Here is a 15184-nt window from a genome sequence, read left to right as displayed (position 1 = left end):
CACAATCTCTCAAGCTCAGCATACAGTAACAGCGACTTGCATTGAGGTTGTTCAACACCCGCGCTATTGCTTGGGCTATTTCTCTATTTAAATACTCCCTAAGGCCGCAAATGCCATTGTGCTAATTGCTCCCACGACCATGACGTAAGGAAATTGCGTGCGGATATGATCAACGTGATCATTGCCTGTTGCCATCGACGCAACAATGCCGGTATCACTGATTGGTGACGTCATATCGCCAAAAATCGCCCCAGATATCGATGCGCCAATCATTAAGTGCGGATCAATGCCTGTCGCTGCACCAATCTGAATACCAATCGGGATCATGATTGCAAACGTGCCCCACGAGGTCCCGGTCGCCAGTGACATAATCGCGGCAATTACAAAGACAAAAGCGGCTGATAATCCTGCAGGCAAAATGCCATTAATCACCTGAGTGATGTACTGTCCCGTATGTAAGTCTGCCGATAAATCCCCCATTAAAAATGCCAGCGACATAATTGCCCCCAGAGGCATCATATTCGCGTATCCGGCCAACAGGTGGCGGAAAAAGGCATCTAACGACAAGACACGCGTGCCGATAAAGAAAGCCATCGCGACCGCAGTCCCTGCCATCACCGCCCAAAAAACAGCGGTCGAGCCCGATCCAGAGGCAATATCGCCATTACCGGTGATAAACAGGCCCACCGGTACCATTAAAATGGTGCTCAGTAACGGCAAAACAAAATAGCTCACTTTGCCTAGCGGCTCATCATCGCGCTGATGATCGCCAGCAATAGGAAAGGCGCCCTCACGCAGTACTTGCCCAGCTGCCGCACGTTGGTCAGCTTTCGCCATTGGCCCCCAACTCGCCCCAGTGAGCACATAAAAAAGCACCGCCAGCAAGGAGAGCCATGCCATTAAGTTGTAAGGGATGGCGTGCAATAGAATGGTGAAGGGCTCGCCTTCAACATAGCCTTTGCTGACTTGTACGCCGATAATTGCCATCATCGCAGCACCCCAACCATTGATCATCACGCTGGAGCAAGTCGCGACGCAGGATGACTGGATCACATAGGCGAGCTTCTCTCGAGAAACGCGATAGTGATCGGCTAAATCACGACTCACCGTCCCCGCTGACATAATGGAAATTGAGCTTTCAATAAAAATCAGCATGGTGGTGACCATCGAGAGCAACTGCACCGCAATCGGATTTTTCACCAATTGAGCACGCTCGGTGAGCGCATGAATCACGGCCCGCGTGCCGCCTGTGACTTGGATAAGACGAATTAACCCACCCACCATAAAACAGAACAAAATGGTGCGCGTGTTCCCCGCGCTGGCAAAAACACCAATATAACTATCCAGTGCCTTCGCCACGCCTGCGAATGGATTGAAATTGGCAATCACGGTATAACCCACCATCGCCCCTGCCAGCAGCGACAGAATCACCTGGCGCGTGACCACAGCAAGCACAATAGTCACCAGTGGCGTCACCACCGTCCAGACCCCATAATCGGTCATGACGCCTCCTGATCGAGTGCGTGCAGAAGATCCTCAATTAAATCACGACTGTCTTCAATGCCGACTGAAAGCCGGAAGGTGGTATCGAAAATCCCCATCGCCTCACGTTCCTCTTCACTCATGGAGCCGTGAGACATGGAGGCTGAATGGTTGATCATACTCTCCACACCACCGAGCGATTCCGCCAAGATGAAGTAGCGTAAGCGGCTTAAAAATCGCTCGCTTTCCACCCGCGTACCTTTTAGCTGAATCGTAACCACTGCTCCCCCTGAACGCATTTGCGTTTGACAAAGTGCATGTTGCGGGTGTGACGGTAAGCCCGGATAGAAAACCGCTTCAATGGCAGGGTGGTTTTCCAGCGCGGTCGCGACGTTTAGCGCATTATCGCATTGGCGCTGCATACGCAGATCGAGCGTTTTTAATCCGCGTAACGCGAGATAGGCATCAAAGGGAGAAGCAATCGCGCCGACCGTGGTTTTGGCAAAATCGATTTTTTTCGCCAATGCTTCATCAGCGGTGACCAGCGCGCCGCCAATCATATCAGAGTGCCCGCCAATATATTTGCTGGTCGACAACATCACAATATCCGCCCCTAAACGCAGCGGTGTTTGGTTCCACGCAGTCGCAAAGGTGTTATCCACACAGGTTAATAACGCATGCTCACGGGCAAACTGGCAAATCGCGGTAATATCGACAAGTTCCAACAACGGGTTGGTTGGGGTTTCAATCCAGATCATCGCCGTGTTCGGCTTGACTGCGGCTGCTACGGCATTGAGATCGTTGAGATCAACATAATCGACACTGAGACCATTATTGGCGGCGCGGAGTTTGTCGAACAAGCGATGCGTCCCCCCATACACACCGCGCATCGCAATAATATGCGCGCCTGCCGGCAGTAGCTCTAAGGCCAAGGCCGTCGCGGCCATCCCTGAGGCCGTTGCGGTCGCATAACAACCTTGCTCGAGCGCCGCCAACGCACTCTCGTAAGCCGATCGGGTTGGATTTGCAACCCGCGAGTAACCAAAGTCGGCCTGATGGCTAAGGTCGGATTGAATGAAACTACTGGCCGTGTAAATCGGCGGGAAAGCCGCGTTATGACCCTTGTCCGTTTGATCACCACCATGGACAGCAAGGGTAGAAAAGTGAGGGGTTTTCATCGATAGGCTCATTGTCAGTATAAAGAATTAGAAAAGTGACGAATATCAGTCATTGTCGCAACTAGAAACTAATATTGCATACAATTCTAATTCGAACAGAAATTTAAACAGAATGATATTCCAATATATTCTATAAAATAACTCAGCGAGCGTTTGGATGATTATTTCATCGTACCTCCGATAAAGAGGTACGATGGAAATGCCATTGAGGACAGGCATCATAACGACTTAAAGTGCCTGTCCTCGGTAGCTACCCGGTAGCTAAACCTGCTTCACACTCTCGCGCACCACTAACGTTGGCTCTAGCTGCACGGTTTGGCTGTCACTTTGAGGGTCATCCAATTTGTAAAGTAGAGTTTCAACGGCCGCTTGGCCGAGACGGTACTTGGGCTGGTGAATAGTGGTTAAGGAAGGAGAGACAAATTTTGCTAGGTGAATATCATCATACCCCATGATAGAAAGATCCTCGGGTACCCGAATACCAAGTGCATTGGCAGCATTGATCGCACCCATCGCCATCATGTCGTTGCCTGCAAAAATCGCGCTCGGTAGGGAGCCGCTCGCGGCGATCGCCTGCAAACCTTGATAGCCGCCTTCACACTCAAAGTCCGCTTCTACCATCCAGTCGGCGTTCTCAGTAAGTCCAGCATCGCGCAGCGCATCTTTAAAGCCTTGAAAACGGCGCTGTGCTTGTTGTTTAAGCAAAGGACCACTGATACAACCAATCTGGCGGTGGCCACAGTCAATCAAGTGCTGGGTCGCTAAATAGCCGCCTTGATAAGAATTGTCTTGAATTTTATCGCAGGCAAAATCAATCGGCCCCCAATCCATCACCACCACAGGAATATCCGGATAACGATCAAAGCCTTCAATATGCTCACCCTCCAAGGTCGAGCACATCAAAATCAAGCCATCGACCCGCTTTTGCAACAGCGTATCAATTGACGCACGCATACGCTCATCATCGCCTTCCGTGTTGCATAAAATCAAACTGTAGCCATTGTGGTAACAGCTGCGCTCGACGCCTTTTACTACTTCGCCAAAAAACGGATTGGTGGAAGTGGTCACCAGCATGCCAAACGTTTTAGTACGATTCACTTTTAGGCTGCGCGCCAGTGCCGACGGAGCGTAATAGTTGAGCTCTTTCGCGGCTTGGTTTACCTTCTCAGCAACTGTCTCACTCACATAACGAGTGTTGTTAATGACATGACTGACCGTCGATGTCGACACGCCCGCCCGTTTGGCAATATCTTTCATGGTCGCCATTTATCGCGCTCCGCTGACTAAGGTGAAATAACGATTAAGCATCTTGATGGGCCAAAAACGCTTCAACTTCTGAACGAGAAGGAATCGAAGTTTGTGCGCCACGCTTTGTCACGGATAATGCCGCCGCGGCATGCGCAAAGCGAATCGCCTGATAAAGTGTCTGTCCCTCTATGAGTCCTGTCACCAATGCCCCATTAAAGGTATCGCCAGCGGCAGTGGTATCAACGGCATCGACACGGAACCCAGGAATAAGCTGGCCCGCTTGTTCGCCTTTTTCACTCAGCCATACGCCTTGTTTACCGAGGGTGATCAGTACAATCCCTACCCCTTTTTCATGGAGCACGTCCGAAGCCGCTTGCGCACTGGCAGTATCAGTTACCGCGATACCGGTCAGGCTTTGGGCTTCCGTTTCATTTGGGGTAATAATATCGACTGCGGCAAGAAGCGCGTCGCTCAGCGGTGCGGCTGGGGCGGGATTAAGCACCACGTGAGTCTTTGCCGCTTTGGCATGAAACGCCGCCTTTTCAATGCCACACATCGGCGTTTCTAACTGCATCAGTAAATAGTCAGCCTCGGCTATCTTGGCAAGATCGGCGGTGATGGTCTCTGCTGTCAAAGCCGCATTGGCTTCTGCGGAGAGCGCAATACTGTTCTCGCCCTGATCTGTCACTTGGATCATCGCAATCCCAGTCGGCGTATCAGGCTGTACCTTTATCGCACTGACATCCATCCCTTCTTGCGCGTATGATTGACGAATATTTTGTCCATATGCGTCATTACCTACACTGGCAATAAAGGCAACATCAGCACCGCAACGCACCGCTGCCACCGCTTGATTCGCCCCTTTGCCGCCAGCTATCACCGCATAGTCTCGACCGTGTAATGTCTCTCCGGGACGAGGAAAACTAGAGACGCGTAAAACATGATCAGCATTGACGCTGCCAAGAACAACCAATCGGCTCATTACTATTCCTTACCGTTTTTAAATCAAAAAAGCACCACCCAGTGCGAACCCGATGGTGCTCACTATACGTTTCCCTGACGGCTTATTCAGCGATCGTTTCTTGGCTGATCACTTTAAGCGGCACAGGAATGTAGCTGTCTACCGACTCGCCTTTTAGCACCTTATCCGCGGTTTCAACACCAAGCTCACCAATCATACCCGGTTGCTGGGCGATGGTTGCTGCCAGATGACCACGTTCAACGGCCGCAATACCATCTTTGGTGCCATCAAAACCGACAATGGTGACATCTTTGCCTGATGCCTGCACCGCACGCAACGCGCCAAATGCCATTTCATCGTTCTGGGCGAATACCGCTTCCACATCTGGGTGTGCGGCAAGCAGGTTTTCCATCACATTCAGACCTTTGGTACGGTCAAAATCCGCAGGCTGACTGGCGAGTAGCTCAACGTCGGTACCCTCGATGGCGTCCATAAAGCCTTCACCACGCTCGCGTGCGGCTGACGTGCCAGCAATACCCTCAAGTTGGATCACTTTGGCACGCTCACCGACTTTGCCGATGATGTATTCCGCCGCCATTTTACTGCCTTGAGCGTTATCAGAAGCAATATGACTCACCACTTCCCCACGACTCGCGCCACGGTCTAGGGTGATAACCGGGATGTCCGAGCGATTTGCAATACGAATGGCGTTCGAGACCGCGTCGGAGTCAGTCGGATTGATCAAAATGGCTTTAACGCCTCGGATGGTTAAATCCTCCACATTCGACAGCTCTTTACTGGCGTCGTTTTGCGAATCAAGCACCAAGAGTTCATAGCCAAGATCTTGCGCTTTCTGCTCCGCCCCCTCTTTCATGGTGACAAAAAATGGGTTGTTTAAAGTTGAGACCACGATTGCCATTCTATCTTCCGCTTGCGCACTGATGCTAAGCGTTGACGACAGTAGCGCAGTGGTAATCAAGGTAGTCAGTTTTTTCATGCGTTCAGTCCTTTTGTGTTTGTAGGGTATTGTTTTTACTTGCTAATTAAACAGAAATAAAAGTGTCTGTCCTGCTAACTTAAAAGTTCCTAGTGCCTAGGATCCTAGGACCTAGGCACTGCTTCCTGCTCTTCCCCGTACTCCGTAAGCGAAGCGCTCCGTATTCCCATTCCCGAATGCCAACTTAAAGTGCCTGTCCCAATAAGCTTGTCCCAATAAGCTCTGTCTCAAACAGCTATTTGTTTTTGTTATCCACCAGCACGGCAAGCAGAATCACCACCGCTTTGGCAATCATTTGGTAGTAAGACGACACGTCCAGCAGGTTAAGGGCGTTATTCAAAAAGCCGATAATCAGCGCACCAATCAATGTGCCCATGATCTTGCCTTTACCGCCCATCAAGCTGGTGCCGCCCAGCACCACCGCGGCAATCGCATCAAGCTCATAGCCAGTACCGGCAGTCGGTTGTCCGGAGGACAGACGCGAGGTGACGATGATCCCTGCCAGCGCCGCGAGCATGCCACACAGGCTATACACGCCCACCTTGATTCGATCGACATTAATGCCCGATAACCGCGCCGCAGATTCATTGCCACCAAGTGCGTAAATATAACGGCCAAAACGGGTGTGATTAAGCAGATACCACGCGCCGATAAACACGATTGCCATCAGCCACACGGGGACGGGAATGCCCAACAGGTAGCCGGTACCAAACCAGGCAAACGCGTCCGCGGTTTCAGTAAAGCCCGTTGAGATGGGGCGACCATCGGTATACACCATGGTCACGCCACGATAGAGAGTCATCGCCACCAGGGTGGCAATAAACGCCTGTACCTTGCCTTTGGCCACCACGACGCCTGTCATGGCACCAATTGCCGCGCCGGCAAACAAAGCGGTTGGCACAGCCACCAGCACCGGTACTTCGACCGCAATCAAACTCGCAGCAAACGCGCCGCACAGCGCCAATACCGAGCCAACACTCAAGTCGATACCCGCGGTTAAAATCACCAATGTCATCCCCACGGCGATAATGGCGTTTACCGAGGTTTGACGCAGGATGTTAAGCAGGTTGTCGACCATGAAAAAGTTGCTGTTTAAAAATGACATCACCACGATCAGCACCAACAGGGCAATGAGTGATTTTTGCTCAATCAACCACGCTTTGCTGAACAGGGGTTTACGTCCATCTTCTGACGGCTGGGACTTATTCATTGCATTCTCACTCATGCTGCATCCTCATTGGCATTTTTGCCTACCGCACAGGCAAGCAGAGTTTCTTGGTTAGCGTCTTTGGCATCAAACTCACCGCATACGCGGCCTTCGTGCATCACTAAAATGCGGTCGCTCATGCCAAGCACTTCGGGCATTTCTGACGACACCAAGATGATGCTCATGCCCTCGGCTTTAAATTGGTTAATTAGCTGATAAATCTCTTTTTTGGCACCGACATCGACCCCCCGAGTCGGCTCATCCAAGATCAGCACTTTCGGTTTGGTCATCAGCCCTTTGGCGATCGCCACTTTCTGCTGATTCCCGCCCGATAAGTTACCAATGATTTGCTCGCGGGTGGGGGTTTTGATGTTAAAAAGCCGGATAAAATCATCTACTGCCATCACTTCATCGCGCGGCTGAATTTTTCCCCAATGGGTGAGCTTATCGAGTGCACTGAGTGACATGTTGTCTTTCACCGATAACCCCAGCACCAAGCCCTCGCCTTTGCGATCTTCAGAGATGTAAGCAATGCCGTTGGCCAGCGCATCTTGCGGACTTACTGGGTTAATCACCTTGCCATCAAGCCGAATCACGCCAGCTTCACGCGGCATGGCGCCATAGATAATTTTCATTAACTCCGTGCGCCCGGCGCCCATCAGGCCCGATACACCCAGGATTTCACTACGATGTAGCTGAAAACTCACCGCTTCCACCCCGTGGCCGCTGACATTTTCCACCTCAAGGCTTATCCCATCAGGAGTGACGTCGCTTCGCGGATATTGTTCGGCGAGTTTGCGGCCCACCATCATTTCAATCAGGCCGTCTTCATCGGTATCACTAACGGGACACTCACCAATAAACTTGCCGTCGCGTAACACGGTGATCCGATCGCAGACCTCAAAAATTTCTTTTAAACGGTGAGAGATATAAACAATGCCGCGGCCTTGCGCTCGCAGCTCGTTGATCACCGCAAACAGCGAGGCGGTTTCGGTGTCGGTCAAGGCATCGGTCGGCTCATCCATAATGATCACCTGCGACTCAAACGACAGCGCTTTGGCAATTTCCACCATTTGCTGCTCACCCAAGCTCAGGCTGCCAAGTGGCGTGGTGCCACGTGCTTTCACATTTAAACGCGCCAACAGCTTATCGGCTTCTTCAGCCATCTTGGTCCAGTCAATCTTGCCAAACCGGTTAGTAAACTCGCGGCCTAAGAAGATGTTTTCGGCAATGGTCAGCTCTGGGATCAAATTGAGCTCTTGGTGAATAATACTGATCCCCGCTTGCTGCGAATCATGTGGGCCTTTAAACGAAACCGGCTCGCCTTGATAGTTCACGTCGCCACTGTCGGCGTGATAAATCCCAGTGAGTACCTTCATCAAAGTGGACTTGCCCGCGCCATTTTCACCGAGTAGCGCCATTACCTCGCCGGGATAGACATTTAAGCTCGCCTCATCGAGGGCGCGCACCCCGGGAAAGGTTTTTACGACTTGGCGGAGTTGTAAGATAGGTTGCGTCATTGTGGTTACTCGCTTAGGCCGACCTAAAAGGTGACACCGGCTTGAAAAATCACATTGGCATAAGGCGTGCACTCTCCGGTGCGCACCACCGCTTTGCTCTGCACCGTGCGTGCTTTAAACGCCTCGTGGCTGATCGTGGTCACGCTGATCGGTTGCTGCCGCGTAGCACCCTCTTGCTCCAATCGCGCAAGCAACGCTTGGTGTAGCGCGGGGCTCACCGTAGCAAGCTCTTCTGCAATCACCACCGACTCAATGCAGGTGTGAGTTAACACCGCCTCGACTGTCTGCATAAAGCTTGGCACCCCTTGGGTTAGCGCCAAATCGATGCGCGACACCGAGTTGGGGATCGGTAACCCCGCATCACACACCGTCAATTCATCGGTGTGTCCGATTTGGGTTACGAGCTGTGCAAGCTCTGGATGGAGCAAACCATGCTTATTCATTCATCACCTTCTCACTCACGATGGACTTAATCAGCGCTCACTGTGCGCTGGCACGTTTTCTTGTGATCAACGTTTTCTCTCAGGAAAACACCATCGAAACGTTTCGATATGAGTAAATAATGCAGATGAAAGAAAAATTTCACCATCTGCAAACATCACAGATGTGAGAAGGATCGACTATTGATATTGGAATCATTAGTAAAGAGAGGGGAAGATCACATTAGGGGGGAGAGACTAGAGAGATCCTAGGGTCCTAGGGCCTAGGATCCTAGGCCCTGCTTTCCGCTCTTCTCCGTATTCTGTAAGCGAAGCGCTCCGTATTCCCATTCACGAATACAGATTACTGAATACAGAAAGAGCAAGAGCGCCGATGCTAGCACGAGGCTGCTTTCCCTTATACTCTAAACGAAGCGAGCTGTATTCCTATGCCCGAATATCGATGACGCAATACAGAGTACAGAAAAAGCAAGTCCCCGATGCGAGCGCGATCTGCTCTATCTAGTCTCTTGTCTCTAGAAGCGAAGCCTCTCGGCTCTCTTCCTTCTCCGGTTGCTCACTTAAACCCGGCACCGCTTGGCAAAACGTGCACTCTTCATTATCCACCGAGGCACCGCCCGCTTCCACATAACGAATCCGGTGACTGCCTTTGTCCCGATTGGCAGATACGGCAAACCGCCGTTGCTCACGCTCAGGTATCGTCTTTTCTGTGTCATGATCGGCCATAATGGTCTCCTTAAAATACCGGGAACCGCTCTGCTGGATGTTAACGGAGTAGCTCTAACTAGACTAACCAAAAGTGCCTGTCCCGATAACCTTTCCTGTCCCGATAACCTTTGTAGATAAAGTTCCTAGGGCCTAGGATCTAGGAACTAGGCCCTGCTTTCCACTCTTCTCAGTATTCTGTAAGCGAAGTGCTCCGTATTCCCATTCACGAATACAGATTACTGAATACAGAGTACAGAAAAGGCTAGAACCTCAATGCGAGTACGAGGCTGCTCGTATCGCATTCTCAAACTAATGCCTACGCAGCTTTAACCATTGTCTAAATAGCCACTGAGATAGATGGTTTTTTTTCGAAGGTCTTTGCCGCTGTTCGTGCATCCAACCAATAGTCTGCTCTGGTGTGAGGTAATAGCCTGTATCGGGGCTAACGTAAAAAGGATAGTAGATTAAGGTTGCTGCCACTAGTTCAGGCAATGTACGTTGCATACCTCGACGTTCATGAGGATAAATGTCTTCAGTTAACCCCCACCCCGAATAAAATGGCTGGCCATAGCAGGTCACAGGCACGCCACGTAGCAAGGCTTCAAATCCAGTCAATGATGTTAAGGTATGCACCTCATCAACATGGTCCAGCAAATAAGCCATATCAACGTTACCAATGACTTCATTGGCAAACTGCTCGGCGGTTTGCTCATCTTGTCCTTGCAACCGCAACCCCGCCTGCACATCTGGATGAGGTTTGTATACGATAAAAGCATGTGGATTATTCTCTCGCACCGCTTGGAGCAGAGAGAGATTACTCTTTAATGCAGGTGATCCAAAGCGAATAGATGCGTCAGATTCAACTTGCCCAGGCACCAATATCACTCGTTGCCCCTGTGGAGGTTGCCAAGCGCTATCGCCAATATTGTATTTACTGAGTTTGAGTTCAACCAAGCGACTCATTATTGCCTTGGCACGCTGTAGATCACATTCAGAAAAACGCGTTTCGATTAAAACGCGCTCTAAACGTGATGGGCGAGAAGCGTCATAGTAAATACCCAAATCATCAACCACCCAAGACACAGGTCGAATCAAATCAGCCCCCAAACCAACCGAGCGAATAAACCCATCTTCCACACGTAAATCTGCCGATTTTGCATTCCCCCAGCGTAAAATCCGTTGAGACGCAGGTAGAGGTTTATAGGCTTTATCAATCAAGGGGATGTGCTTTTTATGTTGGCACACAAACTCTAGTTTTGCACCTTTCAAAAAGTCAACGAGTACAGGCTTTTTCCATCGAGGCATATCAATGGCTGTGATATCACCAACAATACGTTGCGACTGCTGACGCTGAAATGCTAACCAAGCCATTAAATTTTCTACTTGACAGGACCGTTGCCACTCTGGGTGCCAATAGCGGGGGTATGAAATCAATGCAGCATAGACAAGCTGTTCAATGGTCACGGGCTTCCTTCGATCCGGAGCGGGCAAATCATCAATGGTAACGCCCCACCCTGCATAAAAAGGCATACCAAACGTATGAACTACTTTCTCCCATAAAAGAGCTTCGAAGCCCATTTGAGAAGTCACACAAAAGACCGCACTTGCGTTTTCAAGCAGTTTGGGTGGATGAATATCGTCGGCTAATAGCGCGATTCGATCTGAGTGAGCCTTGAATAAATCAGCAGCCGCTTGCCCCGTTAAGTAGCCAGATTTTTTACCTGCAAATACATCCGGGTGAGTTTTTATCACAACCTGATGATTCGGATACAAGGTTAGCGCGCTATCCAACATTCTGCGAAAGCAGCTCTCATCGGCGAGACCATCGCGCACAGAGGCATCTCCCTTGGTCTGGTCAACAACCAATACGAACGGCTTATCAATAGCAGGAATCGTTTTCTCAATACTATGGTTATACTTGGATACTCGGAGTGTCTGCCATTGTTTTAATAGCTCTTGCGCCCTTCGCTTCTGCGCTTCAGATAATGGCTGTGTTATCAACTGCTCTAACCGAGAAGGTCGCGCAGCATCATAATAGATGCCCACATCATCTATCACGATAGAAAGCGGCGGTGATTGATGCCCCAGCAGTAGCGATCGTAAAAATCCATCTTCTAAGCGAACAACAGGCAGCTGTCTGCGCTCAGCAAAACGCTTTGCTTTTAAAGACGAAGGTTTATTCCCCCATGCGACAACCGCTGCACGAGAAGAGAGGTTTAGAGAAACATAGCGCCTCATGGGCGACAAGTATCGAATAGGCTGCCCAATGAGTTCCGATAGATGCGCAATGCTTGATAACGCTGGAGAAATGGTTAAAAACTGAGAAAAGTTCATTCTTTATCTACCACATTCCTAGCAAGTAGCGATTTGTAATAATTTTGATCCTTTAATAACATGGCAATCGCGTTGTACCAACGCTCATGATCCATCGGAACTACCAGCCCATTTACCTGGTCAATGACTTGGTCTCGATAAGCTGGATGCTCGGCATAAACGCCCACTGCGCCCGCTTGGGTAATATCGTAAAACTTCGTACATGATCGTGCGGCATTGAATTGGCTATCTAGCAAGGGAGCTAAACCGATATGACGCCCGCCCCTTGCCAATAAAGCGCGATAATTCGGCCAAGACATCGGATGTAACACATGCACTCGTGGCAGGTGTCGAAATAAAAGATTGGTTTCACCGTCACCAATAATTTCAATACTTAAATGAGGGAAATCACACAATAGCCGTTCAAATAGCGGCTTTAACCATAAAAACTCCTGCTTATGGCTTGCCGATCCGTGGTAAAAAATAGTCTGAGTAATGGTTTGAGCCTGCCATGTACTTGGTGGACACACCACTGGCTGCCAACTCGCATATTTTTTCGCTAGATAGTGATTCGCAACCCATAACTGCGCACCGATATCACGTAAAAAACGCTGATGTTTCAAGGCATAATTCCAGAGCTTCCAACGATAGCGAATCGTTAATCCGGATGTCGCTTGCCAATCCAGTAAATCGTCATCGATAAACAACACAATTGACGCTATTTTTTGACGATTATTTTTAATCCACGTCCGCCATGTTTTATTCATATAGCGAACAAATAGAAGATTCAATTTTTCATCTGGCTCGCTCTCATCAGTTTCGTGACTAGTGAGACATTGATTAGGGGGCTCAGCTAATAAAACACATTGCCAATCTGCATGCATCGCCGACAGCTTAGGTCTTACAAAAAAATCAAATGAAGGATTTTCACGCTCTTGAATCACTACCCACTGGGAGGATGACGAATCTGTCGACATCATAGTTGGCTCCAATCGATGAGCTCTTGAGGAAACGGGTTGAGAGCAAAATTTGCCAATCTTGCATCTAACCGAGGGTGATAGAAAGGATCCTGATAGCCTTTTATCGACCAACGCTGGTGCATGAACTCAACTTCTTGGGCTGCACGCCGCTTTTTCTCCGGCGTGCTATCTTTACCACGACTCAAAGACTCATGATGATACAATCGAGCAAATGGCGTATACATAACACGCAAGCCACTTTCACGCGCACGCAAACACAGGTCCACATCATTAAACGCCACCGTCAATTGCTCGTTCAGCCCACCTAAAGACTGATAAAGCGATTTCCGCATCGCTAAACACGCCGCCGTGACTGCACTGACTTCTTGAACCAAGGTACCCTCGCAGCGCTTTTCCACCATGTCTAGCGAATGAAACGCTAAGCGATGCGTCGCCACTTGCTGCGGTCCAACCACACAGCCAGCATGCTGGATAAGCCCATTCGAAAACAGAAGCTGAGCACCCACAACACCAACAGCAGGCAAAGTCAGACAACCCACCATTGCCTCAATCCAGTTTTTCTCGATAACCTGCGTATCATTATTGAGCAAAATAACAACTTCACCACGTGCATGTTCAACAGCAAAATTATTAATCGCTGAAAAATTAAATGCTTCATCGTAATGCACTACATTCACTTTCGGGTGTTTTACGATATCCTGCAGCCAAGTTAGCGTCTCAGGTTCTTGGCTTTGATTATCGACCAGTAATATTTCGTACTCAGCGTATTCGGTTAATGCCAATACACTATCGACACATTGCTGAGTAATAGCCACATTGTCCCGAAACGGGATAATCATCGATACCACGGGCTGCCAGACACTGGTATAGTTAAGTTTCGCAACACAGTGATCCGATGCGATACGTTCAGCACTTATTCCACAGCGATACAAATGATCGGTCAGTACAGTATTGAGTTCAGAGAGTTGATGCGTATAAGTTTGGAGCCATAAAGGTAAGCGTACATGATGAAAGGCATCAACCAGATGGTTTTCTGACAACGCTAACAATAGCGTGTAAGGAATATAGGCGCGATTCATCAACTTTTTTTCTGACCACAATGCTTTAAATCGCGCTAACACGGAGCGATCAACAAATAATACATCACCGCAATAATGCGCCGCACGCTGCCGTTCAAGACACCAATCTGGCTTCAAGTCAATGTGACTTGGCACAGATTCGACGGGCGATGTCACCCCACCATGAATATGATCCGAATAAATCAATTTAAGGCGATTCTGATTAATACTGGCTTGATAGAAACAAGCAACCGCATAAGGCAATAACCTTGCCCCGACCGGTACAATTAAACACCATGTCCAACGCGGCTCATCGCACAGCACATCAATGGTCGCAACTCGCGCGCTGATATGTCCAGGTGTTGCAAAAGGAATTCGCGAATCAATCCATATCTCAGCATCTTGGCCCTTACAAGATTCTAACGTCGCCACAAAGCCTTCTTGCGTCATATCATCTGACGCAAAAATCCACACCACAACCTGATTTCTAATCTTATCGCTCAGCTTTGCTTTCAACGCAGAAACTTGACTGGCGGTTTGCACGTAATGTTCACGCCACCAATTTGTTAGTGGCACCGCTGGTGATCGAGCTTTGCATAACTGTAAGCGCTGATACGTCGCAGGCAAACCCAAACGACGCCACCAACTAAGCACTTGTCGAACCCACCCTGTTCTATCAGGCACATCATGGCGACGAAGTGATAATAATAAGGAAAGAGTTTGATAGGCTAAAGACCAAATAGACCGTGCCGACCTCACCATTCTATGATTGAGTACCACTCTAGATCGACTGCTCAAATCACAATCGCGGATACGAATTGCACGTGCGCCCGTAGGTAAATCGATCCACTGCTTTACAACACCTTGCAAACTGGCACCCACCGGTACGTACTGTTTCTGGCCACTACTATCGATAAATTCAACAACAAGCCCTTGGTATTGCCAAGGGTATTCAATACAAAGCGCTAACCAATAGTGTCTTGATTGCGCTAAAGGGCCTTTAAGTAGTAGGTCGCTCTCATCGTCATCAGAAGTGTCTCCCTTCTGCGTCAGTTGCGGCTCTTTCTCCATATTATTCATTCAGTATCCATC

At 49.4% G+C, this 15184-nt stretch carries 12 protein-coding genes; all 12 read right to left on the bottom strand.

Annotated features, from left to right (window positions below):
* Positions 1-87 precede the first annotated feature (87 nt).
* Positions 88-1503: a Na+/H+ antiporter NhaC family protein gene (locus tag BGL48_RS08115; RefSeq protein ID WP_069362195.1), complete on the bottom strand. Its 1416-nt coding sequence runs from the start codon at positions 1501-1503 to the stop codon at positions 88-90.
* The gene (locus BGL48_RS08110; protein WP_069362194.1) at positions 1500-2660 is read right to left on the bottom strand and encodes a trans-sulfuration enzyme family protein; all 1161 of its coding nucleotides are present in this window, start codon (positions 2658-2660) and stop codon (positions 1500-1502) included. Before BGL48_RS08110 ends, BGL48_RS08115 begins: the two co-directional genes overlap by 4 nt.
* A gap of 261 nt (positions 2661-2921) precedes the next feature.
* Positions 2922-3926 (bottom strand): substrate-binding domain-containing protein, encoded by a 1005-nt coding sequence (locus BGL48_RS08105; protein WP_069362193.1) that lies wholly within the window; start codon positions 3924-3926, stop codon positions 2922-2924.
* 34 nt (positions 3927-3960) lie between these two features.
* Complete coding sequence (gene rbsK, locus BGL48_RS08100) at positions 3961-4890, bottom strand: ribokinase (RefSeq protein ID WP_069362192.1); 930 nt, start codon at positions 4888-4890, stop codon at positions 3961-3963.
* An 82-nt stretch (positions 4891-4972) separates the two neighbouring features.
* On the bottom strand, positions 4973-5866 hold the full coding sequence (rbsB, locus tag BGL48_RS08095; RefSeq protein ID WP_069362191.1) for a ribose ABC transporter substrate-binding protein RbsB: 894 nt from the start codon (positions 5864-5866) through the stop codon (positions 4973-4975).
* A 235-nt stretch (positions 5867-6101) separates the two neighbouring features.
* Complete coding sequence (gene rbsC / locus BGL48_RS08090) at positions 6102-7091, bottom strand: ribose ABC transporter permease (protein ID WP_069362190.1); 990 nt, start codon at positions 7089-7091, stop codon at positions 6102-6104.
* Positions 7088-8593: a ribose ABC transporter ATP-binding protein RbsA gene (gene rbsA / locus BGL48_RS08085; protein WP_069362189.1), complete on the bottom strand. Its 1506-nt coding sequence runs from the start codon at positions 8591-8593 to the stop codon at positions 7088-7090. Before rbsA ends, rbsC begins: the two co-directional genes overlap by 4 nt.
* A 23-nt stretch (positions 8594-8616) precedes the next feature.
* Complete coding sequence (gene rbsD / locus BGL48_RS08080) at positions 8617-9036, bottom strand: D-ribose pyranase (protein WP_069362188.1); 420 nt, start codon at positions 9034-9036, stop codon at positions 8617-8619.
* Between the two features lie 498 nt (positions 9037-9534).
* On the bottom strand, positions 9535-9759 hold the full coding sequence (locus BGL48_RS08075) for a hypothetical protein (protein ID WP_069362187.1): 225 nt from the start codon (positions 9757-9759) through the stop codon (positions 9535-9537).
* A gap of 291 nt (positions 9760-10050) precedes the next feature.
* The gene (locus tag BGL48_RS08070) at positions 10051-12075 is read right to left on the bottom strand and encodes a capsular polysaccharide biosynthesis protein (protein ID WP_069362186.1); all 2025 of its coding nucleotides are present in this window, start codon (positions 12073-12075) and stop codon (positions 10051-10053) included.
* Positions 12072-13034 carry a glycosyltransferase family 1 protein gene (locus BGL48_RS08065; RefSeq protein WP_069362185.1) on the bottom strand — a complete coding sequence of 321 codons (963 nt, stop codon included), beginning with the start codon at positions 13032-13034 and terminating at the stop codon, positions 12072-12074. Before BGL48_RS08065 ends, BGL48_RS08070 begins: the two co-directional genes overlap by 4 nt.
* Positions 13031-15172 carry a glycosyltransferase family 2 protein gene (locus tag BGL48_RS08060; protein ID WP_069362184.1) on the bottom strand — a complete coding sequence of 714 codons (2142 nt, stop codon included), beginning with the start codon at positions 15170-15172 and terminating at the stop codon, positions 13031-13033. Before BGL48_RS08060 ends, BGL48_RS08065 begins: the two co-directional genes overlap by 4 nt.
* Positions 15173-15184 lie beyond the last annotated feature (12 nt).

Source organism: Salinivibrio sp. SS3, assembly GCF_001722105.1.
Taxonomy (GTDB): Bacteria; Pseudomonadota; Gammaproteobacteria; order Enterobacterales; family Vibrionaceae; genus Salinivibrio; species Salinivibrio kushneri.
The sequence above is the reverse complement of the archived record's forward strand: the minus strand, read 5'-3'. Positions and strand labels throughout refer to the sequence as shown.